Below are 23,827 nucleotides of genomic sequence, written 5' to 3'. Positions count from 1 at the left end.
ATGTAAGACAGCAGTGAGGACACCTGTATGAAGGTGTCCCTTTCACATTACATAGCTGTTGGTAGAGGGGGTTTGTATGAGCAAGAAGCAGAAGCAAAATAAGAAAAAGACCCACGTTCCTTTTCGGTTAAACGTGCTGTTTTTCTGCGTGTTTTTAATGTTCTCCGCGGTTATTGTAAGGCTCGGATATGTACAAATTGTTCGCGGTGAAGAATATAAGAATGAAGTGGAGAAGAAAGAAAACTCAACGATAAGTAATCCTGTACCGCGTGGGAAAATATTTGACCGTTATGGGCGATCTGTAGTAGATAATGCAGCCATTCGTACTATTACATTTACAAAAATGAAAGGATCAACTGCAGAGGATCGCTTAGAAACAGCGAAAAAGCTAGCAGATTTGATTGAAGTACCGACAGATAAATTAACAGATCGCGATAAAAAAGATTATTGGCTTGCTATGCATAAAGAGGAAGCTAAAGAAAAAATTACGAATAAAGATCGTCAAGAGTTTAAAGATAAAAAAATTGATGATAAAGAATTAGACGAGCGTCAGCGCAGTCGTGTAACAGAAGAAGAGATTAATCAATTATCCGCAAAAGATCTAGAAATACTAGCGATTAAGAGTAAGATGGATGGCGGATATGCAATGACACCTCAAGTTCTTAAGAAAAATGCAACAGATGAAGAATATGCGATTATTAGTGAAAATTTAGCGCAATTGCCGGGAGTAGATACAAGTGTTGATTGGGAACGAAAATATGCATATGATGGTGATTTGTTCCGAAGTGTACTTGGTGGTGTAACAACTTCTGACGAAGGTTTACCAAGAGAAAGACTAGATTACTATCTTGTTCGTGATTATAATCGAAATGACCGAGTAGGAAAAAGTTATCTTGAACAACAGTATGAAGATAGTCTGCACGGTACGAAAGCAGAAGTTAGAAATGTTACAGATAAAAACGGTAATATTTTAGAAACGATTAATGTATCAAAAGGACAAAGTGGTAATGACCTGAATTTAACGATTGATATGGAATTACAAAAGCGCGTGGAGGATATTCTTACGAAGAATTTAATGAGATTTAAAGGAAGCGAACCTCTTTTAGATCGCGCATTCGTTGTAATGATGAACCCAAAAAATGGTGAAGTTTTATCTATGGCTGGGAAACAATTAGTTAACGAAGATGGTCAAACGAAAGTAAATGACTTTGCATTAGGTACCATGACAAGTTCTTATCCGATGGGGTCAACTGTAAAAGGTGCAACAGTACTTACTGGATATCAAACTGGTGCGATTCAACCAGGTTCAGTACAATTGGATGAACCAATTAAATTAAAAGGTACACCTACGAAGTCATCTTGGAAAACGATGGGATATATTAATGACCTTACAGCTTTAAAAATGTCTTCTAACGTTTATATGTTTAAAACAGCGATGAATATCGCCGGTGTTCAGTATGTGAGAGGTGGTACGTTAGATATACCTCAAAAAGCATTTGATACGATGCGTTATTATTTCGGACAGTTTGGACTTGGTGTAAAAACAGGAATTGATTTACCGAATGAATCTGCTGGTCAGATGGGGAGAGGTAGTCAACCAGGTTTCTTACTAGATTTATCAATTGGACAGTATGATACGTATACACCGCTTCAATTAGCGCAATATATTTCGACGATTGCCAATGGTGGATATCGTATGCAACCACAAGTTGTAAAAGAAATTCGTCAACCGGCAGTGAAACCAGATGAAGTTGGGAAAGTTGTTCAATCTATGGAACCGAAAGTATTAAATCGTGTTGATATGCCAGAATCGCAAATTAAACGTGTTCAAGAAGGATTTAGACAAGTGTATAATGATTCAGGTGGTACAGCTACCAAATACTTTACAGGTGCAAAATATAAAGCGGCAGGGAAGACAGGTACCGCGCAAACTGTGTATGGCGGAGATAAAGAGATTGGTAGAAAGGCAAATGGTGAACGTGTGGAAACATATAACTTAACATTAGTAGGTTATGCGCCACTTGAAGATCCAGAAGTAGCATTCTCTGTTGTTGTTCCATGGGTACATGATGATAAGACTGGTATTAATGGATATATTGGTCGTGAAATTATGGACGCCTACTTTGATTTAAAAAACCAAGAAGTAAATGGTGAAGCTCCAAAAGATGATAAAAACAATAAAAATAAAGATCAAGATGATGAATAAAAAAATTTTAAAAAAGCACACTATCTGAAAAGATAGTGTGCTTTTTTTTATGGTTTATGCATATCGTGTAATAAATGTGGACAAGTATACAACATTGAAAAAAAACGCGGCCGTATAAATGATACTTGTATATGGTGGGATAGGGGATAAATATTTTATAGGGAAATCATCAGAGGAAATGAATAGCTACTACTGAATTAAAATTGTACCGTATGTTGATTTATGTGGAACTTTACAAAACTTTTACAAACAATTAAAACCGAATTAATAGTTTAGCAGTATTCTTATATCTGTAATCCTGTTATTTCCGGTTACTTCTAGGAGGAAGAACACGTGAAATGGATGCGTACACCGATTATAATTTTCGTACTATCGATATGGTTCCTCTGTTTTGAAATGTCTACTGCATTTGCTTTAAATGATATGGGAGAAGTGAGAGTTGATGGATCCTCAACGGTTTTTCCTATTATAGAAGCAGTAGCGGAGGAATATACAAAGGTGCATCCAGACGTGAAAATTTCCATCAGTGTTTCTGGAACTGGAGGAGGATTTAATCGTTTCAGTAAAGGAGAAGTAGATATAAATAATGCTTCGAGAGTAATGAAACAAGTCGAGAAAAGTGAGATGAAGAAAAACTCTATTCAGTTCACACCTTTTGAGGTCGCTAACGATGGTCTTACAATCGTTGTGAATCGGCACAATACATGGGTAGACGATATGTCAGTAGACGAGTTACGTTTACTGTGGAGTGAAGATGGAAGAGAGAAGCGATGGTCACAAATTCATTCAACATGGCCACGTGAACAAGTGAAGTTTTATGCACCAGGCGTAGACTCTGGTACTTATGATTATTTTCAAAATGTCATCTTACAAAATCATCGCATTGTAAAAAAGGTCTCTTTGTCTGAAGATGATCAAGTTATTATGCAAGGGGTAATGAATGATAAACATGCCATTGCTTTTGTAGGATATGCTTATTATATGGCTAATCGAGATAAGGTGAAAGCAATAAAAGTGAATGGTGTATTTCCGACGAAAGAGACCATTCAGTCAGGTAAGTATAAGCCGTTATCTAGGCCGCTACTTACTTATGTGAATAATGCATCTATCCGAAATAAAATGAATGTAGCAAACTATGTTGAGTTTATGATTCAGCATGTTGGTAACCTCGCTGAAGAGGTCGGGTATGTAAAATTACGAAAAGAAAAATACAATGAACAGCTGCGTATGTTAACAGAAATAAAAAGGTAATGTCAGGGTGGAAAGGGGTTTTCATCTTTGGCTCATAATGACAAAAGTCAAATTACATTTTCTGTACAACATTTGATTGAAAGAAATACAAAACAAAGAAAAAAAACGCAGCGAATCAATCGAATAATGCCTTTGTTACTAAAAATAATTGCTAGCGTTTCTATTGCTACGACACTTGGAATTGTTTTTACGCTCTCTAATGAAACAATCATGTTTTTTCAAAAAATATCATTGTACTCCTTTTTGACGGAAAAAGAATGGTTACCGTTTTTTGAAAATCCTAAATTCGGTATATTACCACTTATATGTGGAACCTTCCTTGTAACAGCAATCGCTATGTTTGTAGCAATTCCTATTGGTTTAGCGTGTGCCGTATTTTTAAGCGAATATGCTTCAAATAGTGCACGGAAAATATTAAAGCCGATGTTAGAGCTATTAGCAGGTATCCCGACAATTGTATATGGTTTTTTTGCATTAACAATTGTTACGCCGCTTTTACAAAGGATTATACCAGATTTACAGTTTTTTAATGCGATTAGCCCAGGAATCGTTATCGGATTTATGATGATGCCTACAGTTGCATCTCTATCTGAAGACGCGATGAGAGCTGTGGCGAAAGGGACGAAAGAAGCTTCATTAGCACTCGGAGCGACGCGGTTTGAAATGGTAAAACAAGTGGTGTTTCCGTCCGCTTTTACAGGGATTATGGCAGCAATTATATTAGCGGCTTCGCGTGCAATTGGTGAAACGATGATTGTTGTAATTGCGGCAGGATCCACACCAAATGTATCGCTTGATCCGACACATTCTATTCAAACGTTAACAGCCTATATTGTGCAAGTAAGTTTAGGTGATGCTCCGCATGGAACGATTACGTATTACAGCATGTATGCTGTAGGTGCAACATTATTTTTGTTTACTTTTATTATGAACATCATTTCGCAGTCAATTATGCGCCGTTTTAGGAGGATGACATAATATGCGGATGTTGAATCATAAAAAAATACAAAAAAACATGGTATCACGCTTTTTAAAAGATCGAATTTACAAATTGTTATTTTATATAGCGATTTTATTTTCAATCGTAATTTTGTTTGTGTTACTGTTTCAAATTGTTGAAAAAGGTATAAGTTATCTTTCAATAGATTTCTTTACAAATTTCGCTTCACGTAATCCGAAAGAAGCTGGTATTGCTGCAGCTTTGTCAGGGACAATATTATTTATGAGTATTGTTATACCTGTTTCTTTTATATTTGGAGTTGGAACAGCCCTTTATTTAGAGCAATATGCGAAGGAATCTCTATTTAAAAAAATAGTAGAGATTAATAATCAAACGTTAGCAGGAGTACCATCCGTTGTATTTGGATTGCTTGGTTTAACTATTTTTGTATATGCTCTTCATTTAGGAGAGAGTATAGTTGCAGCAGCACTGACGATGAGTTTACTCGTCTTACCAACAGTTGTTGTGGCGAGTCAAGAAGCAATCCGATCAGTACCAAGTGCATTATTAGAGGGTTCTTACGGATTAGGTGCTACGAAGTGGCAAACGATGTATCAAATTGTATTGCCATATGCTTTCCCGGGTATTATAACGGGCTGTACGTTAGCGATATCAAGAGCAATTGGAGAAGCAGCACCACTATTAGTTATTGGGGCACTTGCGTTTGCAAATTATGTTCCATTTAGTATGTTTGATAGATTTACAGTTTTACCAATTCAAATTTTTAATTGGATGAGTAGGCCACAAGAAGAATTTCAGTATGTAGCAGCAGCTGGGATGATTGTTTTGTTAGGTTTGTTGCTATTTATCAATATATTTGTTTTATGGTTACGAAATCGAAAATAAGTTGGAAGTGGATGAAAGGGGAATTCAAATGGTAGCAACAGTAGTAAATGTACAGGTGAAAAACGAAGAGAAAATCGAGACTGCGCCAAAGAAAGTAGTATTTGATACGAAAAACTTAAATTTATGGTATGGGGAAGACCATGCTTTAAAAGATATTAATTTAAGTATTCATGAGAATGAAGTTACAGCAATTATCGGTCCAAGTGGCTGTGGTAAATCAACGTACTTAAAAACGTTAAATCGCATGGTAGAGTTAGTACCGATCGTTCGAACTACAGGTATAATTGAATATAGAGAACGCAATATATTTGATAAATCATATCCAGTTGAAGAATTAAGAACGCACGTAGGAATGGTGTTCCAAAAGCCAAATCCATTTCCAAAATCTATTTATGAGAATGTAGCATACGGTCCAAAAATCCATGGTATCCGTGACAAAAAGACATTAGATGAAATTGTTGAGAAAAGTTTACGCGGAGCAGCGATTTGGGATGAGTTAAAAGATCGTTTGCACGATAATGCATACGGTTTATCTGGTGGACAGCAACAGCGTCTATGCATCGCACGTTGCTTAGCTATTGAGCCAGATGTTATTTTAATGGATGAGCCAACATCGGCACTAGATCCAATTTCAACATTAAAAGTAGAAGAATTAATTCAAGAGTTAAAGAAAGACTTTAGTATTGTTATCGTAACGCATAATATGCAACAAGCAGCGCGTATTTCAGACAAAACCGCTTTCTTCTTAAGCGGGGAAGTTGTGGAGTATACAGATACAAACAAATTATTTACGACGCCTTCAGATAAGCGTACAGAAGATTATATTACAGGTCGCTTTGGTTGATATCATTGCAAAGCTAAGAGAAAATGCCCTCTTAACAGAGGGCATTTCTTATTTTTATCTCACTTTAATAGGGAAGTAATACCTTCTCTTTATCTTAAGGTTTATTACAAGCGTAAGAGGTTATGTAGGAGATTTATCCCGCTATTTGCGGGCAGTAAGACCTCACCTCAAAATTCAGCAAAAGTAAAGAAGTTAGGTGGGCGGGCGGCCTGTAAAAGCCCGATTGATGAGGAGTGATTAAAGTTTCACTTTGTATATAATGGCACATAATATTGAGGGGGAAGAAAAAATGGTAAGAGAACAGTTTCAAGGTGATTTAAAAGTGTTACAGCAAAAGGTGATTGAGCTTGGCGAATTAGCAAATGCGGCTTTATTGATTGCTATGGAAGGTCTGCATACAAGGGATGTAGAGAAAGCGTTAGAGGTCATTGATGGTGATTACCGTATGGATAATTTAGAAGAGGAAATAAACGATCTTGCGCTTATGCTCATTACGAAGCAGCAACCTGTAGCAAGTGACTTAAGAAGGATCTTTATTTCAATTAAAACAGCGACAGATTTAGAGCGTATTGCAGATCATGCTGTTAATATTGCAAAGGCTACAATTCGTCTTGGGGAAAAAGAAGTGGCTGTTAGTTTGCACAACCTGGATGAAATGTTTGCGGTTGCAAATAAGATGTTGCATTTAGCGTTAGAAGCATATGAGCAAGAAAATTTAACTTTCGCGAAACAAATTGCTGAAATGGATGATTCCGTTGATGAAATATATGGAAAAGCAATTCGTGAGTTTATATCTTCAGTTCCGGAACAACCAGAAGCAATTACGCAAATTACACAATTATCATTTGTGGCGAGATATATTGAGCGTGTAGCAGACCATATTACAAACATTGCTGAAAATGTATTTTATTTAGTAAAAGGAAAGCATTATTTATTGAATGAGTAGGAATGAAAGTAGGTGATGAGAAATCACCTGCTTTTTTTAGTCAAAACATGACAAAAAAAGCTCGTTGTTTCCTTTAGTTTATGATGATAAGATGTATCATAATGTAATGGGAAAATTAGTATATATGTTGTTCGTTAATAAGTATTATTTATCAATTAATAGTAAGCGCTTTCTTGTCGTTTGAAACGTACGTTTTTATAGGTGGGAAATTTAATTATAGGGTCTTTTAAATGATGATTCGTTTAACTAATCAAGTTTATGCTGCTAGTTCATGTGGGATAGAGAATATACATATGGTATATGGAGCTACTGAACATTATATAAGTGGAGGCTGAAGTATATGAAGGGGGTTATTTTAGCTGGAGGAAAAGGAAGACGCCTTAGACCATTAACATGTAATACTCCAAAGCCGATGTTACCATTATTAGAAAAACCAGTTTTAGAATACAATATTGAGTTATTACGCCAGCATGGTATTCGTGAAATTGCAATTACTGTTCAATATATGAGTACGACGATTAAGCGATATTTTGGTGATGGTAGTAAATGGGGAGTTAACTTGTATTATTTTGAAGACTCTCCTCCGCTTGGTACAGCAGGGAGTATTAAACAAGCAGAACAATTTTTAGATGAAACATTTGTTGTAATAAGCGGGGATGCATTAACTGACTTTCAATTATCAGAAGGAATTAGGTTTCATGAACAAAAGAAAAGAATGGTAACAATGTTTGTGAAAGAAGTAGAAAATCCACTCTCATTTGGATTGGTTGTAATGAATAAAGACCAGGAGGTTACACGATATATAGAAAAGCCGGGCTGGAATGAGGTAGTATCTAATGTTGTGAATACAGGCATATATATTATGGAGCCAGAAATCTTTTCTTACATACCGCCTAGACAATTTTTTGATTTCAGTCATGATGTGTTTCCGTTATTGGCAAACAAAAATGTGTTATTCGCATATTTGTCAGAAGGTTATTGGTTAGATATCGGCACATTTAATCAATATCGACAAGCACAATTTGATTTGTTAACGAAAAAGTTACAAGTACCTATTCCTTATACGGAAGTATTACCGATGGTATGGATGGGAGAAGGGGTGACGATTGGGAAAGGGACAAAAATTCATGGCCCCTCTTTCATTGGAGAAGGAGCAAAGATTGGTACGGGAGCTGTAATTGAGCCATATTCTATTATTGGAAAAAATAGTATTGTTTCAAATTATTCTCATCTTCAAAAAAGTATTGTTTTTGCAAATGCCCATATTGGAAAGTATTGTGAACTATTAGAAACGACAATAGGAGAGCGTACAATAGTTGAAGATGACGTTACACTGTTTCAAAAAAGCATTGTAGCGGATCACTGTCATATCGGGAGAAGTACGATAATTAAGCAAAAAGGAAAACTATGGCCTTATAAGGCGATTGATAGTCATTCGATAGTAGGAGCGGCTGGTATTCAAGAGAGTGAAATGAGTGCAGGGTGGTTACAAAAAAGCCGCATTGTAGGAAGAGGGAATGTTGAAATTACTCCCCAGTTTATCGTGAAGATTGCGATGGCGTATGGCTCTCTTTTTACAAAAGGAGAAAGTATATTAATTGGAAGTCAAGAAAATATAGAAACAACCTCTTATAAAAATTTATTTTTACATGCTATTCATGGTATAGGGATTCATACGATGGAATGCAAAGAAATGAACGAGTCACTTTTTCAATATAGTGTTCATCATTTGCAATGTGCAGGTGGGGTTTTCATTCAAGTGGAGAATGAGAATGAGATTGTTATAAAGTTGTATGGTCAAGCTGGCATGCCGTTAACGCATAAGCAGCAAAAAGAGATAGAACAAGTATATATGTCCGAATTGTTTTATTACGTGCATGAGAAAGAGATGGGGCGAAATAAGCTGGTTCATGTTTCTATGAATGAGTATATAGAAGTTATATTGGGGCATATTGATATCGAGAAAATACAGATGCAGAAGTTTCATCTTCTTATTAATAAGAGAAATGATACGTTGCAACATTTACTTATGCTCTTTCTACAAAGACTTGGTTGTACAGTTACATGGATTTATGCAAGCGAACAAAAAGATCATGTGAAAGCTTTGATGAAATCAAGTAAAGCAAATATGGCTCTTATGTTTTCTGAGCAAGGAAATCATTTCGAGTTATACGATAAACATAGTAATATTTACCAAGGTACAGATTTGGAAGAGGTAGATATTCCAGATTTCTTACTCGAATCTACAGGAAATATTTACCCAATGTCTTTGAAATTAGGAGAATGTTATCTTCTTTTTTATACGCAGGATGAAAGGAAGTCGTTTCAAGTAAGGTGGAAGCGAGATATTTTATATCGAATTGGAAAATTATTTGAGCTAATAGCATTGCAAGGAAAAACGTTTCTCAGCATAGTAGAGCAATCACCTCCGCTCTATTTACTTTATGATGAAGTGGTATGTTCATGGAATGAAAAAGGGGAAATTATGAGGAAATTATTGGATGATATTGAAAGGAAGGGAGAAGGCATATTTGAAGGAGTACAGTTCAAATATACTGAAAAAGAGTGGTCTTATATCGTTTCTGACACAAAACAACCAAAATTTTTAGTGTATTCACATGCTAGAAACCCAGTAATAGCAAGGGAAAATATGAAAAATCTTATAGAAAAAATTAGACAATATCAAAAGGTGTAGAATTTTTATTTTAAAAGTGGTATTATAGTATAGTCTGATTTAAGTTATTAGTACTGGAGGGAAATAAGAATGCGTGTGAATATTACTCTAGCATGTACAGAATGCGGAGATCGTAACTATATCTCAAAGAAAAATAAACGTAACAACGCTGAGCGTATCGAGCTTAAAAAGTATTGCAAGCGTGACAAGAAGTCTACGTTACACCGTGAAACAAAGTAAGCAGTAGGAATATTTTCCTACTGTTTCTTTTTTTATTCGATTCCTATGTTAAAAGTGATACACTATCATCATAGAGTAAAGTGTCACTGTAAGGAGGAGAATGTGTGAAAGAAGAGAAAGTGCGTTTGCGTAAACAAATAATAGAACACATGAATTCTTTATCAGAAGAACAATATACAACTTTATCAGAACAGATTGCATTTTCGTTGTATGCGCAAAAAGAGTGGGTTGAAGCTAAAACAATTGGAATTACTCTTTCAATGGAAAATGAAGTGAATACATATCCTATTATCGAAAAAGCTTGGGAAGAAGGAAAGAAAGTTGTGGTTCCTAAGTGTAATAAAGGAACAAGAACGATGTCCTTCCGGAAAATTAGTGATTTTGATCAATTAGAAACGGTGTATATGAATTTACGTGAACCGATTCCGGGACTTACGGAAGAAGTGAGTGCGGATGACATTGATCTTCAAATTGTGCCAGGCGTAGCTTATACAGAGCGAGGAGAACGGATTGGATACGGCGGGGGCTATTATGATCGTTATCTCGTGCATTATAAAGGGAAAACGCTATCATTAGCATATGATTTTCAAATGGTAAAACACATTCCGGTAGAGCCATTTGATAAAAATATAGAAAAAATTATTACAGAAAAAGGAACAATGCTTATAAATGAGCTTGTATAGACAAATAAAAATTGACGAGACTTTTTCTTCTTGATTATAATAAAATATGTGAACGTTTTCTTATTATAATTTTTATAGTAAGTGAGCATAGAGGGTGATGAAATGGTATCTATTTATGATATTCAGCAATTGCTAAAGAAATTTGGTACGATTATTTATACGGGAGATCGAATTGCAGATTTACAATTAATGCAAGATGAATTGCGTGAATTAAATCAATCACAGCTAATCGATCCACAAGACTATCAAACAGCTTTATTTTTATTGAAGCAAGAAATTCAAAAAGAGCTAAATAAGAATTAGATAAAGGTAGGTAAGCAACATGGAAGAGAAATGGTTAGTTGGTGTTGACCTTGGTGGTACAACGATTAAATTAGCATTTATTAATGTATACGGCGAAATTTTACATAAGTGGGAAATCCCTACAAATACAGGTGAGCAAGGAAAACATATTACACTTGATGTTGCGAAAGCAATTGATAAAAAGCTAGAAGAATTAGGCGAATTGAAGAGCAAGTTAATTGGTATTGGTATGGGAGCTCCTGGCCCTGTACATGTGGCATCTGGAATGATTTATGAAGCGGTTAATTTAGGGTGGAAAAACTATCCGCTAAAAGATTTATTAGAAGTAGAAACAGGATTACCTGTTGTTATTGATAATGATGCAAACTTAGCAGCGCTTGGTGAAATGTGGAAAGGTGCTGGTGAAGGTGCAAAAGATTTAATCTGCATGACACTTGGTACGGGCGTTGGTGGTGGTGTAATCGCCAATGGTGAGATTGTACACGGCGTGAGTGGTGCTGCTGGTGAGATTGGACATATTACAGTAGTTACAGAAAATGCTTTCCCATGTAATTGCGGGAAGTCTGGTTGCTTAGAAACAGTAGCATCTGCGACAGGTATTGTACGTGTTGCTATGCAAAAAATACAAGAGACTAATAAAGAAAGCATGTTGCGTTCTATGTTAGCTGAAGAAGGACGTATTACATCAAAAGATGTCTTTGAAGCACTTGGACAAGGTGATGAATTAGCAGGCGAAGTAGTAGAAAAGGTAGCTTCTTATTTAGGGTTAGCTGCAGCGAACCTATCTAGTACGTTGAACCCAGAGAAAATTGTTATTGGTGGAGGCGTGTCTAAAGCTGGAGATGCGCTATTAGAACCAATTCAACGCTATTTCGAGCAATACGCTTTCTCACGTGCTGTAAAGAGCACGAAGTTAGCTATTGCAACACTTGGTAATGATGCAGGTGTTATCGGAGGAGCTTGGCTTGTAAAAAAGCACAAATACGAAGCGAAGATGATATAAGTTTTGAAATATGAAAAGAGGAAGGGGGAACCCTTCCTCTTTTTGTGTGAAATCTCGATGAAGAATAAAGTGTAAACGAATTAAGCTGCTGGTGGATACCCGTTATATAGAACAGTCATGATCGTAAACCATCCGAAAACGAGTACAGTTGCAATTGCAAAGCCGCTCGCGAAAAAGTTTTTTTCACGAAGTGTTCTAAGCGTAGCAAATACAGCTAACAGAGTGACAAGTGTAAAAATAATAACAAGGCCCATACAATATCCTCCTCTGTCTACCCATTTCTTATTATGAGTTTTTGGAATATTTACTCTTTTATATTGTACATGTTTTAAAAATGATTGTCGAGATAGCATCCTTTCTTTTCCTAAGAGAAAGAAATGTTGTATCATTAAAAGTAAGTTTAATAACTGGAGGAGATTTTCATATGGAATGGATACAAATGCCGTTAGGCCCATTACAAACAAATGCTTATATTTTAATGAACGATCAAAAAGAGTGCATTATCTTTGACCCTGGGCACGAAGGTGAAAAGCTCGTTACATATTTACAAGAAGAACAATTAAAACCATTGGCTGTTTTATTAACGCATGCTCACTTTGATCATATCGGTGCTGTTGATGCGGTAAGAGACGCTTTTCATATTCCTGTATACGTACATAAAGAAGAAGCAGATTGGTTAGGAGATGCAACTGTAAACGGCTCTCAAATTTTTATGATGAACCGCAGTATTACAGCAAAACCAGCGGATCATATTATTGATGCAGAAGGTACATTAACAATTGGATCATTTAATTTTGAAATTTTTGAGACGCCAGGACATTCTCCAGGAAGTATTTCTTATTATAGTAAAGAGGCAAATGCTGTATTCTCAGGAGATGTATTGTTCCAAATGAGCATTGGAAGAACAGATTTGCCTGATGGAAGTTTTGCTGAATTAATTGGAAGTATTGAAGAGAAATTATTTGTATTACCAGATGAGACAGCGGTGTTATGTGGACATGGTCCAGAAACAAGCATTGGTTTTGAAAAAGAAAATAATCCGTTTTTACAATAAGGAGTCATTATGGGAATGGAGCTCATTTTAAGAGAATGGATGGGGAAAGAAAAGGATTATTCAATTTCATATAGTACGTATATGAACCTTGTATTGTATACAGAAGGTCATGGATATTATATGAAAGAACGTGAAAAGATTGGAAGACAAGGGGATTTTTTTACAAGTAGCAATGTATCCTCTGTTTTTGCAAAAACTTTTGCTAAACTTTTTATTCGTCTTGTTGAAAATGGTGAAGTTGCTTCGAATATTTGTGAGGTTGGTGGGGGAACTGGAAAGTTTGCCTATGATGTTTTACAAGAATGGAAGCAATTATCTCCAAAAACCTTTATTGATTTAAACTATTCAATGATTGAAGTGAGCCCTTTTCATAGGAAATTACAGCAGGAGCAACTTGGCTCATTTTCTAATGTATCGTACTATACCTCCTATAGTGAAATGGGAGATTCTTTCGAGGGAATTCTCTTTTCGAATGAGTTGTTTGATGCATTTCCTGTTGAAATAATTGAGAAAAGAAATGGTATGTTGTATGAAGTGCGTATTACATATACAGAGGAAGGAAACCTTTCAGAAGTATGTAGGCCGTTAGATAAAAGAATTGGTCGATATTTATTGAAATATAATATTCATATTGCTGAAGGGCAACGTTTTGAAGTACCAATTGTGATGGAGGAGTATATAAAAGAAATCGCGAAATGGTTTCAAAAAGGTATATGTATTACAGTTGATTACGGATACACAAAAGAAGAATGGATGCATCCAGCACACCGTGAAGGAAGTTTGCGAGGTTATTATCAGCATAAGCTAATACGTAACCCACTAGCGCATCCAGGTGAAATGGATCTTACTACTCATATTCATTGGGACGAGCTAAAGGAGATGTTTAGTATGCAAGGAATGAGTGCAGTATGGCATAAGAAACAATCTGAGTTCTTGTTAGCTGCAGGGATATTAGAACAGCTTACGAGCCATCAAGATATGAATCCTTTTTCTGAAACGCAAAAACAAAATCGAGCAGTTCGTTCTATGATTTTGAATGGAGGAGTAGGGAGTGCGTTTGATGTTGTTATACATACAAAAGATATGCAACATTTACATTTGGAGCGGTATGTAACAATATAAAAAACAAGACACAGTATATACTGTGTCTTGTTTTTTAATACGACTTATGTAGTATTATATATTTCCTCTCATGATATATATTTATATTAAAGATATGAGATAAAAAATATAGAATACGTTCTTTTTCTTCGATTATTAGTCCCTAACCTAATAATACGCGAACGAGTTGAATTATTGTTTCGTTCTCTACTTTGTAATAAATTTCCAATCCTTTTCTTTCACTAGAAACGATTTTAGCGCTTTTTAATTTTGCTAAATGCTGTGAAATTGTAGATTGTGGCATGTTTAAGCCAGTGTACATTGTAGAAACGTTGCTTGGACCGCGCTCAATTAATCCTTTTACGATACATAAACGAACAGGATGAGCCAGCACTTTTAATAATTCTGCATTACTTTCATATAGTTCTAATTCTTTTTGAAAGGTTTCTAACATGTTCTTTTCCACCTCCGTGTGAGCTATTATACCATACTATACATACCAAAAATTTAAAGAAAAGAAAATAGTTGTTGCAGAAAAAAAGTCCTAAAGTAAAGAAATTGTAAGAAAAGAGACCATGATGTAAATAAAATAGGTAAATTAGCACGTTTTTGTAAAATGACATTTTTGGGTGAAAATTTCGATGCGTTTTAAAAATTGAAAGATATAGATATATTTGTAACACAATTTTATCATGATTTTCTTATTCTTTCAAATGAATATACTAAATTTTTAAAATAATATGACAAAGGAATTATAATGATATATATAGAATATAAAACAGGTTAAAAGAAAAGAAGCTGAATGTAATTCGCTTCTTTATGGTGATAATGAAATATTTGATTACGGCTGATAAATCTTAGGATAATCAAGTCATTAGTCATTTATTCTAAAATGCATCTTTTAGCAACGTTAAAAATCTGTGATTCCATATGTTCTCGTAAAAATCAATTGTCTCTTTTGCGGACATAAAAGGATTATTCAACGTAGAGGTTGTTTTCTGTACCATAAAGTTTTCGTATCCCAGTCCGTGGGCAAACTTAATCGTAGCATCCATACAGTACTCTGTTTGGGCACCGCAAAATTCAATGGGATTTACAGATAATTGATCTAAAATTTCTTTTAAGTTTGTTTTATAAAATGAATTTGCATGTGTTTTTCTTACAAAAAAATCTTGTTCTTGAACATCAAGATCGGTATGAATAGCCCAAATTTCTTTCTCGGGTACTAAATCATCATCACAATGTTGAACAAAAAGGATTGGTTTATTTAATTTTCTGTATGAAGAAATTCTTTTATTTACTTTTGTTAGTAAGTTCTGTAAATCAAATAAATGCTCTCCGCCATAACATACGCCATTTTGTAAATCGATAACGATTAAAATATCTGCACAAGTATCCATTATCTTCACCCCTTTGTATTTCTTAATATATCAATTAATCCATTATTTAGAAATAGATGATATACTTTTATTTTTTGGACTATAAGAAAAGAAAAAAATTCAAATGAATATAACTAAATCGCATAAAAAGAAGATATGAAAACCTATTCTCATATCTTCTTTTTTCTCTATGCATTTACAGGTTCTTCTACATAAGAAAGGGCATCTTCAAAATCGGATATTAAATCGTTAACATTTTCAAGACCGACTGATAACCGAAGTAATGAATTAGAGATTCCTCTTTCATCACGAGCTTCTTGCGACAGTGCTGCATGTGACATTTTTGCTGGATAAGAAAGAATTGACTCTACAGCTCCTAAACTAACTGCAAAAACAGGTAATTTTACTTTTGATAAAAATTGGCGGAGTGCATCTTCTGACTGCAAAGTAAATGATAAGACTGCTCCAGCTGATGTTGCTTGAGATTGTTGAATATCAAATCCGAGATGTGTTTGTAATCCCGGATAATAGACATTTTGTACTTTAGCGTGCTCTTGTAAATAATGTGCAATTTTATTGGCATTTTTAGCTGAATGCTCGAGGCGTACATGTAATGTTTTTAGACCGCGAAGTACGAGAGAACAATCTTGAGGTCCTAAAATAGCACCGAATGCATTTTGTAAAAATCCAAGTTTTTGAGCGAGTTCTGCATCTTTTACTACTGCTAATCCGGCAGTAACATCACTATGCCCAGCAATAAATTTTGTGGCACTATGAAGAACAACATCAGCTCCAAGTTCAAGTGGTTTTTGGAATAGTGGTGTCAAAAATGTATTATCAACAAAAGTAAGAGCCCCAATAGATTTTGCAAGTTTAGAAACCTCGCGAATATCTGTCACCTTTAAAAGTGGATTAGAAGGTGTTTCTACATAAAAGAGCTTTGTATTTGGTTTAATGCTTTGTTTTATTTCTTCTAAATTGGTCATATCAACAAATGTATGTGAAACACCGTAACGGGAGAGTACCTCAGTTATCCCTCGGTAAGTTCCTCCGTATACATCTTCTGAAATGAGTACGTGATCACCTTGTGAAAGAAGGAGGAATGCAGTGGAAATCGCTGCAATGCCTGATGCAAAGGCGAATCCCTTTGTTCCACCTTCTAATAAAGCAATGATATCTTCAAGAGCTTCACGAGTTGGATTTCCTGACCTGCTATAGTCATATTTTCCGAACGTATCTACATCAAACTGGTGAAAAGTTGATGTGTTATAGATAGGAACGTTCACAGCTCCTGTTTGCGAGTCATGTTTATATTGGTTGTGTAGTAAGAGTGTATCTATAGAATAACTCATATTCTTACACCTTCTTTTACAAGTGTAATGGCTTGCTTTAAGTCTTGAATTAAATCGTTACTATTTTCAATGCCAACGGAGAATCGAAGAAGACGATTACATACACCGTTTGCTGTTCTAATTTCTTCAGGAATATCAGCATGTGTTTGCGTTGCTGGATAAGTCATTAAACTTTCTACACCACCAAGACTTTCGGCAAATGTAATTAAGGATAAAGATTGTAAGAATGGATTAATCCAAGCTTCATCTTTAAGGCGAAATGAAATCATGCCGCCTCTTCCAGGATAAAATACATCTGTCACCCCGTCTTCATCATTTAAATATGCAACAACTGCTTTCGCATTTTCTTCATGCTGTCTCATGCGAAGCGCTAACGTTTTCATACCGCGAATTAATAACCATGAGTCAAATGGGCTTAAAACTGCACCTGATGCATTATGATAATGAGCGATTTCTTCACAAAGTTCCTTTCCTTTTGCAACGACAAGTCCGCTTAGTACATCGTTATGTCCCCCTAAATATTTCGTTGCGCTGTGAAGTACAATGTCAGCACCTTCTGTTAATGGTTGCTGTATATAAGGTGTGTAGAATGTGTTGTCTACAATAAGAAGTAGTCCGTGCCTTTTCGCTACAGTTGCGACTGCAGCAATATCAGTAACTTGCATTAATGGATTAGTTGGAGTTTCTATGAAAATAGCCTTCGTTTCAGTTGTGATAGCTTGCTCAATTTGTTTAATAGACTGTGTATTTACGTATCTACATCGAACATTCCACTTTTTTTCATGTTCAGAAAATAATCGATACGTTCCACCGTATAAATCTTCAGATACAATAAGTTCGTCTCCAGAGCGGAATAGAGAAAGGACGAGGAGAACAGCCGCCATCCCTGAACTACAGGCATAACCTTGTTCGCCATATTCTAAGTCTGCGATTGCCTGTTCTAAAAGACCTCGAGTTGGATTGCCAGTTCGTGAATAGTCAAAGCCAGTAGATTTACCAATTCCTTCATGACGATAAGCGGTTGAGAAATAAACTGGTGGATTAACCGTTCCAGTTGTAGTTTCACTGCGATTGCCGATTTGTGCTAGTTTTGTTTCGATTGTTGACATGTGAAAATTCCTCCTTTTTAAATTGAAACATTAAGTGAATATAAAATAAAAAAAGCCTTCTAAGAAGAAGGCTTTCGGTTTGAATAGAGTCTTCTTCTCATCTGTCAAATCTTTCACAATTTGCTGGAATTAGCACCTTATTAACAAAATGTTAATGGTTGCTGAGGCGTCACAGGGCCAGTCCCTCTACCTCTCTAGATAAGAATGTTCGTATGAAATTTTTATTATGTTTTTAACTTTACAACAAAAGATAATTGAATTGCAACTTTATTTTGAAAAATTTTTATTTTTCCGCAAGTGTCATTGACTTTTACTTTTGTGCATGCTAAATTTATTAAAAAATTAACAAACATTGTTAAAAGGGGAACGCATTTCCTTTTAGCTACATAAATAAAATAATAAAGACAACTCTTATTGAGAGCGGTGGAGGGAAAGGCCCTGTGAAACCCGGCAACCTTCAAACGAAATGTTTGAAACGGTGCTAATACCTGCAAAACGAATGTTTTGCATAATAAGAGGAGGAACGATTATGTCCCCCTCTTCAAAGTGAAGAGGGGGTTTTTATATTGATAGAAATGAGGGAGATTCGTGAAATTACTAGATTTATTATCAAAAGGAATTGTAATAGGTGATGGTGCGGTTGGGACGTTATTGCATTCACATGGCTTGCAAAGTAGCTTTGAAGAATTGAATGTATCTGATCCAGACTTAATTATATCGATTCATAAACAATATGTAGCTGCTGGAGCAGATGTAATTCAAACGAATACGTATGGAGCAAATGAGGCGAAATTACGTATGTACGGCTTAGAAAATCAAGTTACAGAAATTAATAGAGCGGCAGTAAAACTGGCGAAAGCATCTGTGACAGATAAAAATGCAATTTTAGGAACAATTGGTGGTATGAAACATATCGGAGCCGTTACAACGACTGATATGGAAAGGGAGTTTATGCTACTTGAACAGGCAGGGGCTTTACTAGAAGAACAGGTTGATGGATTACTATTAGAAACTTTTTACGATGAATTTGAATTACTTCATGCTGTTAAAGTATTGCGTAAGCAAACGAACATTCCAATTGTTGCTCAATTAGCGTTACATGAAGCAGGTACGACTCAAAATGGAAATGATGTCAATGAAATATTAAAGCAACTTATAGATTACGGTGCAAATGTTGTTGGATTAAATTGTCAACTAGGGCCGCTTCATATGACGGAGGCTTTCAAAATGATATCGATTCCGCAAAATGGCTATTTATCAGCATACCCAAATGCAGGTCTCCCGAATTATGTGGAGGGACGTTACGTATATGAGGGAAGCCCAGCTTATTTTGAGGCGATGACGCCGAGATTTATTGAGCAAGGTATTCGGTTATTAGGTGGTTGTTGTGGTACGACTCCAGAACATATTCAAAGTATGAAGCACGCTGTTGCGAATGTTACACCTGTAATAGAAAAAGACACCATTCAAAGGCCGAAAGTTGTTCATACGCATGAGAAACGTTCGAAGGCTCACGTCACTCTAGCAGAGAAAGCGAAAAAACAAACGACAGTTGTAGTGGAATTAGATCCACCGAAAACGTTAGATACACAGCGGTTTTTTGAAGGAGCAAGAGCTTTAAAAAGAGCGGGAGCAGATGCTATTACTCTAGCAGATAATTCATTAGCATCGCCTCGTATTTCTAATATGGCAATGGGTGCGTTATTAACGAAGCATGATATCCCGGTATTGACACATTTAACGTGTAGGGATCATAACGTCATTGGACTACAATCTCATTTGTTAGGTTTATCGGCGTTAGGGATGGAAGAAGTGTTAGCTTTAACTGGTGATCCAGCGCGCGTTGGTGATTTTCCTGGTGCAACTTCTGTATACGATTTGTCCTCTATTGAGCTCATTAAAATGATTAAAGAAATGAACGATGGACGTTCAATTTTAGGGAAATCAATTGGACCGGCGACAAGGTTTTCTGTAGGCGGCGCATTTAATCCTCACGTGAGGCACTTAAAAGCAGCGGTTAAGCGAATGGAACGAAAAATAGATGCTGGAGCGGAATATTTTTTAACTCAGCCAATTTACGATATCGCGTTAATTGAAGAAGTGTATGAAGCGACAAAGCATTTGGAACAACCTATTTTTATTGGAATTATGCCGTTAGTAAGTAAGCGGAATGCAGATTTTCTTCATTTTGAGGTACCGGGTATTACTCTTCCAGAAGAAATAAGAGAGAGAATGGATGGACACGAAACGAAAGAGGCGGCAATTGAGGAAGGGATTCGCATTTCGCAAGAATTGATCGACGCAGCGATGAAATATTTTAATGGTATTTATCTTATTACACCATTTTTAAAATATGAAATTACAGAACATCTTGTTAAATATGTAAGAGAAAAGCAAGAAGTGAAAGAAGGTATTAATTGATGAAGTGTATAGAAGAAAAATTACAAAATAGCATTTTAATATTAGATGGTGCAATGGGAACAATGATTCAGCAAGAGGATTTAACTGCTGAAGATTTCGGAGGAGAAGAGTACGAGGGCTGTAATGAATATTTAGTAGAAACAAGACCAGACGTTATTTTAAAGATTCATAAAGCTTATATTGAAGCTGGAGCGGATATTATTGAAACAAATACATTTGGGGCAACGAATATTGTACTAAGTGATTATGAGCTGTCTCATTTAGATGAAGAACTAAATGAAAAGGCAGCACTTTTGGCGAAGCAAGCTGTTAAAGAAAGCGGTAAGGAAGTATATGTTGCGGGAGCGATGGGACCAACAACGAAAGCAATTAGTGTTACTGGTGGTGTGACTTTTGAAGAATTGATTGAGGCTTATACAAGGCAGGCACGAGGATTATTAAAAGGAGAAGTTGATGTATTACTCGTTGAGACGAGTCAAGATATGCGTAACGTGAAAGCAGCTTATATTGGAATTCAAGTTGCTTTTGAAGAACTGAAAAAAACGGTTCCTATTATGATTTCAGGAACGATTGAGCCAATGGGAACGACTCTGGCTGGGCAAACAATTGAAGCTTTTTATTTATCAGTAGAACATATGAAACCATTATCTGTTGGGTTAAATTGTGCGACTGGTCCGGAGTTTATGAGGGACCATATTCGTTCACTATCTGATTTATCGGAGTGTTACATTTCTTGTTATCCAAATGCAGGTCTTCCTGATGAAGATGGACATTACCATGAGTCTCCATCTTCTCTCGCTGAAAAGGTGAAGCGATTTGCTGAAGAAGGATGGGTTAATATTATCGGTGGTTGTTGTGGCACGACACCAGAACATATAAAAGCAATGAAAGAAGCACTAGCATCTCTTAAGCCTCGTGACCATCATGAGAGAGAAGGACATGGAATTAGTGGATTAGAGGCACTGCAATATGATGAGTCTATGAGACCGTTATTTGTAGGTGAAAGAACGAATGTTATTGGATCACGTAAATTTAAACGATTAGTAGCAGAAGGGAAATTTGAAGAGGCTGCTGAAGTGGCAAGAGCGCAAGTGAAGAAAAATGCTCATATTATTGATATTTGTATGGCAGATCCTGATCGTGATGAAATAGAAGATATGGAGAAATTTTTGACAGAAGTTACGAAAGTGTTAAAAGTACCGATTATGATTGATTCAACGGATGAAAATGTTATGGCAAGAGCACTTACTTATATTCAAGGAAAAGCTGTTATCAACTCTATTAATTTAGAAGATGGAGAAGAGCGTTTTGAAAAGGTAACACCGCTTCTTCGTAAGTATGGTGCTGCAATTGTAGTTGGTACAATCGATGAAGATGGTATGGCAGTAAGTGCTGAAAGAAAATTAGAAATTGCAAAAAGAAGTTACGAATTATTAACGACGAAATATGGGATACGCCCGTCAGATATTATTTTTGATGCACTTGTGTTTCCAGTAGGGACAGGTGATGAAGAATATATTGGTTCAGCGGCAGCGACTATAGAGGGCATTCGCCTTATTAAAGAAGCGTTACCAGAGTGTTTAACGATTTTAGGTGTAAGTAACATATCATTTGGTTTACCACCGGCTGGACGTGAAGTATTGAATTCCGTCTTTTTATATCATGCTACGAAGGCTGGATTAGATTACGCGATTGTTAATACGGAAAAATTAGAACGCTATGCGTCGATTCCAGAGGAAGAAAAACACCTTGCAGATGCATTACTGTTTGAAACGACGAAAGAGACGTTAGAAGAATTTACAAACTTTTACCGAGTCGCTAAAAAGAAAGATGTCGTTGTGCAAGAAACGTTAACGCTAGATGAACGACTAGCAAATTATATTGTAGAAGGTACGAAACAAGGATTACACGAGGATTTAAGTCTTGCACTTGAAGAAGGAAGAAAACCTCTTGATATTATTAACGGTCCGCTTATGACAGGGATGGATGAGGTAGGACGACTATTTAATAATAATGAACTTATTGTTGCTGAAGTATTGCAAAGTGCCGAAAGTATGAAAGCTGCTGTAAGTTATTTAGAGCCACATATGGAATCTAGCGATAGTGCAAAAAAAGGGAAAGTATTATTAGCAACTGTAAAAGGTGATGTGCATGATATTGGGAAAAATCTCGTTGAAATTATTTTAGCGAATAACGGATATGAGATTATTAATTTAGGAATTAATGTACGTTCGGATCGAATTGTTCAAGAAGTACAAGAAAAGAAGCCGGACATTATAGGCCTTTCAGGTTTATTAGTAAAATCAGCGCAACAAATGGTAACGACTGCTGAAGATTTAAAAGCAGCAAATATTGATGTGCCCATTGTTGTAGGTGGTGCAGCGTTAACGAGAAAGTTTACAGATAATCGAATTTCACCATCATATAAAGGGCTCGTTTGTTATGCGAGTGATGCGATGACGGGGCTCGATATTATTAATAAGCTTCAAAAAGAAGAAGAGCGTGAGAAGATGAAACAGGATAAAAAAGAACGTCATCTTCATATCGTAAAAATAGAGGAGAAGAAAGTAGAAATTCCAGCAGTAATTGAGCCATTACCGAAGGCTGAGGTTATGGTGCCTGATTCAACAAAACGAATTGTATTACGTGATATTCCGGCTCTTCATCTCGCTCCATTTTTAAATAGACAAATGCTACTTGGGCATCACCTTGGATTAAAAGGAAATGTGAAGAAGCTTTTGAAAGAGGGAGATAAGAGAGCACATGAATTAAATGATTTAATAGATGAATTATTGCAGGAAGGACAATCTTGGTTAAAGCCGAAAGCAGTGTATCAATTTTTCCCAGCGCAAAGCGACGGACAAAACATTGTAATATATGATCCAGAAGATCATACGCGTGTTATAGAGCGTTTCACATTCCCTAGACAAGGAAAGGCTCCCTATCGTACTTTAGGCGATTATTTGCGCCCAATTGGAGATGAGATGGACTATGTTGCTTTCTTATCTGTTACGGTTGGGGAAGGAGTTCGGGACATTGCTGAAGAGTGGAAGGCGAAAGGTGATTACTTACGTAGTCATGCTATTCAATCGTTAGCGCTTGAATTAGCAGAAGGACTTGCTGAAAAAACACATATGCTCATTCGTGACCGCTGGGGCATTCCAGACTCACCTGAACTGACGATGGAAGAACGTTTCCGTACGAAATATAGAGGAATACGCGTGTCATTTGGTTATCCGGCGTGTCCAGAACTTGCAGATCAAGAAAAGCTATTTCGCTTAATTCATCCAGAGGAAATAGGTATTTCATTAACAGAAGGATTCATGATGGAGCCAGAAGCGTCCGTAACGGCTATGGTATTTTCTCACCCTGAGGCAAGATATTTTAGTGTATTATAGTCTAGAAGGGGGAGACG

General features: G+C 36.1%; 20 protein-coding genes and 2 riboswitches. Of the genes, 15 read left to right on the top strand and 5 right to left on the bottom strand.

The window, feature by feature from the left end; all coding sequences use genetic code 11:
• The first annotated feature begins 76 nt into the window (after positions 1–76).
• From ACUXVC_RS21525 to glcK, 11 genes are all read left to right on the top strand, one after another.
• Positions 77–2,206, top strand: a complete 2,130-nt coding sequence (locus tag ACUXVC_RS21525) for a peptidoglycan D,D-transpeptidase FtsI family protein (RefSeq protein ID WP_095690205.1) — start codon at positions 77–79, stop codon at positions 2,204–2,206.
• A gap of 342 nt (positions 2,207–2,548) precedes the next feature.
• Positions 2,549–3,457, top strand: a complete 909-nt coding sequence (locus tag ACUXVC_RS21520) for a PstS family phosphate ABC transporter substrate-binding protein (RefSeq protein WP_375853030.1) — start codon at positions 2,549–2,551, stop codon at positions 3,455–3,457.
• Positions 3,458–3,484: 27 nt separating this feature from the next.
• On the top strand, positions 3,485–4,435 hold the full coding sequence (pstC, locus tag ACUXVC_RS21515; protein ID WP_016080273.1) for a phosphate ABC transporter permease subunit PstC: 951 nt from the start codon (positions 3,485–3,487) through the stop codon (positions 4,433–4,435).
• 1 nt (position 4,436) lies between these two features.
• The gene (pstA, locus tag ACUXVC_RS21510) at positions 4,437–5,303 is read left to right on the top strand and encodes a phosphate ABC transporter permease PstA (protein ID WP_095690207.1); all 867 of its coding nucleotides are present in this window, start codon (positions 4,437–4,439) and stop codon (positions 5,301–5,303) included.
• 28 nt (positions 5,304–5,331) lie between these two features.
• Positions 5,332–6,147, top strand: coding sequence for a phosphate ABC transporter ATP-binding protein (pstB, locus tag ACUXVC_RS21505; RefSeq protein WP_095690208.1), 816 nt, complete (start codon positions 5,332–5,334; stop codon positions 6,145–6,147).
• Positions 6,148–6,436: 289 nt separating this feature from the next.
• Positions 6,437–7,093, top strand: a complete 657-nt coding sequence (phoU, locus tag ACUXVC_RS21500) for a phosphate signaling complex protein PhoU (protein ID WP_000251246.1) — start codon at positions 6,437–6,439, stop codon at positions 7,091–7,093.
• Between the two features lie 340 nt (positions 7,094–7,433).
• A complete protein-coding gene (locus ACUXVC_RS21495) occupies positions 7,434–9,788 on the top strand; it encodes a sugar phosphate nucleotidyltransferase (protein ID WP_095690209.1) in 2,355 nt (784 codons plus the stop codon).
• A gap of 69 nt (positions 9,789–9,857) precedes the next feature.
• A complete protein-coding gene (gene rpmG / locus ACUXVC_RS21490; RefSeq protein ID WP_001265616.1) occupies positions 9,858–10,007 on the top strand; it encodes a 50S ribosomal protein L33 in 150 nt (49 codons plus the stop codon).
• A gap of 104 nt (positions 10,008–10,111) precedes the next feature.
• Positions 10,112–10,690, top strand: a complete 579-nt coding sequence (locus ACUXVC_RS21485) for a 5-formyltetrahydrofolate cyclo-ligase (RefSeq protein WP_000656861.1) — start codon at positions 10,112–10,114, stop codon at positions 10,688–10,690.
• A gap of 102 nt (positions 10,691–10,792) precedes the next feature.
• Positions 10,793–10,993 (top strand): YqgQ family protein, encoded by a 201-nt coding sequence (locus ACUXVC_RS21480; protein WP_000253699.1) that lies wholly within the window; start codon positions 10,793–10,795, stop codon positions 10,991–10,993.
• Positions 10,994–11,012: 19 nt separating this feature from the next.
• Entirely contained in the window at positions 11,013–11,996 is a 984-nt protein-coding gene (gene glcK / locus ACUXVC_RS21475; protein WP_098127709.1) for a glucokinase, read from the top strand.
• A gap of 80 nt (positions 11,997–12,076) precedes the next feature.
• Here glcK and ACUXVC_RS21470 read toward each other — a convergent pair whose 3' ends face one another.
• The gene (locus ACUXVC_RS21470) at positions 12,077–12,250 is read right to left on the bottom strand and encodes a DUF2759 domain-containing protein (RefSeq protein ID WP_000524852.1); all 174 of its coding nucleotides are present in this window, start codon (positions 12,248–12,250) and stop codon (positions 12,077–12,079) included.
• Between the two features lie 170 nt (positions 12,251–12,420).
• Between ACUXVC_RS21470 and ACUXVC_RS21465 the strand changes: the two genes are divergently transcribed.
• Together ACUXVC_RS21465 and ACUXVC_RS21460 are read left to right on the top strand one after the other, a co-directional pair.
• Positions 12,421–13,050 carry an MBL fold metallo-hydrolase gene (locus ACUXVC_RS21465; RefSeq protein ID WP_144465073.1) on the top strand — a complete coding sequence of 210 codons (630 nt, stop codon included), beginning with the start codon at positions 12,421–12,423 and terminating at the stop codon, positions 13,048–13,050.
• Positions 13,051–13,059: 9 nt separating this feature from the next.
• On the top strand, positions 13,060–14,172 hold the full coding sequence (locus tag ACUXVC_RS21460; RefSeq protein ID WP_065229363.1) for a class I SAM-dependent methyltransferase: 1,113 nt from the start codon (positions 13,060–13,062) through the stop codon (positions 14,170–14,172).
• Between the two features lie 142 nt (positions 14,173–14,314).
• On the opposite strand, the gene ACUXVC_RS21455 is transcribed toward ACUXVC_RS21460, so the two are convergent.
• The 4 genes from ACUXVC_RS21455 to metI all read right to left on the bottom strand — a co-directional run bounded on the left by ACUXVC_RS21455 (position 14,315) and on the right by metI (position 17,991).
• Complete coding sequence (locus ACUXVC_RS21455) at positions 14,315–14,605, bottom strand: ArsR/SmtB family transcription factor (protein ID WP_000894377.1); 291 nt, start codon at positions 14,603–14,605, stop codon at positions 14,315–14,317.
• A gap of 433 nt (positions 14,606–15,038) precedes the next feature.
• Positions 15,039–15,551 (bottom strand): cysteine hydrolase family protein, encoded by a 513-nt coding sequence (locus ACUXVC_RS21450; RefSeq protein ID WP_446025836.1) that lies wholly within the window; start codon positions 15,549–15,551, stop codon positions 15,039–15,041.
• A gap of 167 nt (positions 15,552–15,718) precedes the next feature.
• On the bottom strand, positions 15,719–16,882 hold the full coding sequence (metC, locus tag ACUXVC_RS21445) for a cystathionine beta-lyase (protein WP_446025835.1): 1,164 nt from the start codon (positions 16,880–16,882) through the stop codon (positions 15,719–15,721).
• Positions 16,879–17,991 (bottom strand): cystathionine gamma-synthase/O-acetylhomoserine thiolyase, encoded by a 1,113-nt coding sequence (metI, locus tag ACUXVC_RS21440; protein WP_095690212.1) that lies wholly within the window; start codon positions 17,989–17,991, stop codon positions 16,879–16,881. The genes metC and metI overlap by 4 nt, the downstream gene beginning before the upstream one ends.
• 94 nt (positions 17,992–18,085) lie before the next feature.
• Positions 18,086–18,196: riboswitch (SAM riboswitch) on the bottom strand.
• Positions 18,197–18,399: 203 nt separating this feature from the next.
• Positions 18,400–18,509, top strand: a riboswitch (SAM riboswitch).
• Positions 18,510–18,579: 70 nt separating this feature from the next.
• On the opposite strand from metI, the gene ACUXVC_RS21435 reads away from it, so the two are divergent.
• Together ACUXVC_RS21435 and metH are read left to right on the top strand one after the other, a co-directional pair.
• Positions 18,580–20,412 carry a bifunctional homocysteine S-methyltransferase/methylenetetrahydrofolate reductase gene (locus tag ACUXVC_RS21435; RefSeq protein ID WP_000770353.1) on the top strand — a complete coding sequence of 611 codons (1,833 nt, stop codon included), beginning with the start codon at positions 18,580–18,582 and terminating at the stop codon, positions 20,410–20,412.
• Complete coding sequence (gene metH, locus ACUXVC_RS21430; protein WP_095690213.1) at positions 20,412–23,810, top strand: methionine synthase; 3,399 nt, start codon at positions 20,412–20,414, stop codon at positions 23,808–23,810. Before ACUXVC_RS21435 ends, metH begins: the two co-directional genes overlap by 1 nt.
• Positions 23,811–23,827: the final 17 nt, after the last annotated feature.

The sequence above is a fragment of the Bacillus sp. N6 genome (assembly GCF_052805735.1).
The sequence above is the reverse complement of the archived record's forward strand: the minus strand, read 5'-3'. Positions and strand labels throughout refer to the sequence as shown.

Excerpts from the sequence above, each read along its gene's own strand:
- ACUXVC_RS21465 (WP_144465073.1), top strand. The coding sequence starts at position 12,421 with ATGGAATGGATACAAATGCCGTTAGGCCCATTACAAACAAATGCTTAT.
- phoU (WP_000251246.1), top strand. The coding sequence starts at position 6,437 with ATGGTAAGAGAACAGTTTCAAGGTGATTTAAAAGTGTTACAGCAAAAG.
- ACUXVC_RS21480 (WP_000253699.1), top strand. The coding sequence starts at position 10,793 with ATGGTATCTATTTATGATATTCAGCAATTGCTAAAGAAATTTGGTACG.
- metH (WP_095690213.1), top strand. The coding sequence starts at position 20,412 with ATGAAGTGTATAGAAGAAAAATTACAAAATAGCATTTTAATATTAGAT.
- ACUXVC_RS21520 (WP_375853030.1), top strand. The coding sequence starts at position 2,549 with ATGCGTACACCGATTATAATTTTCGTACTATCGATATGGTTCCTCTGT.
- ACUXVC_RS21470 (WP_000524852.1), bottom strand. The coding sequence starts at position 12,250 with ATGGGCCTTGTTATTATTTTTACACTTGTCACTCTGTTAGCTGTATTT.
- ACUXVC_RS21460 (WP_065229363.1), top strand. The coding sequence starts at position 13,060 with ATGGGAATGGAGCTCATTTTAAGAGAATGGATGGGGAAAGAAAAGGAT.
- metI (WP_095690212.1), bottom strand. The coding sequence starts at position 17,991 with ATGTCAACAATCGAAACAAAACTAGCACAAATCGGCAATCGCAGTGAA.
- glcK (WP_098127709.1), top strand. The coding sequence starts at position 11,013 with ATGGAAGAGAAATGGTTAGTTGGTGTTGACCTTGGTGGTACAACGATT.
- ACUXVC_RS21450 (WP_446025836.1), bottom strand. The coding sequence starts at position 15,551 with ATGGATACTTGTGCAGATATTTTAATCGTTATCGATTTACAAAATGGC.
- metC (WP_446025835.1), bottom strand. The coding sequence starts at position 16,882 with ATGAGTTATTCTATAGATACACTCTTACTACACAACCAATATAAACAT.
- rpmG (WP_001265616.1), top strand. The coding sequence starts at position 9,858 with ATGCGTGTGAATATTACTCTAGCATGTACAGAATGCGGAGATCGTAAC.
- pstB (WP_095690208.1), top strand. The coding sequence starts at position 5,332 with ATGGTAGCAACAGTAGTAAATGTACAGGTGAAAAACGAAGAGAAAATC.
- pstA (WP_095690207.1), top strand. The coding sequence starts at position 4,437 with ATGCGGATGTTGAATCATAAAAAAATACAAAAAAACATGGTATCACGC.
- ACUXVC_RS21495 (WP_095690209.1), top strand. The coding sequence starts at position 7,434 with ATGAAGGGGGTTATTTTAGCTGGAGGAAAAGGAAGACGCCTTAGACCA.
- ACUXVC_RS21525 (WP_095690205.1), top strand. The coding sequence starts at position 77 with ATGAGCAAGAAGCAGAAGCAAAATAAGAAAAAGACCCACGTTCCTTTT.
- ACUXVC_RS21455 (WP_000894377.1), bottom strand. The coding sequence starts at position 14,605 with ATGTTAGAAACCTTTCAAAAAGAATTAGAACTATATGAAAGTAATGCA.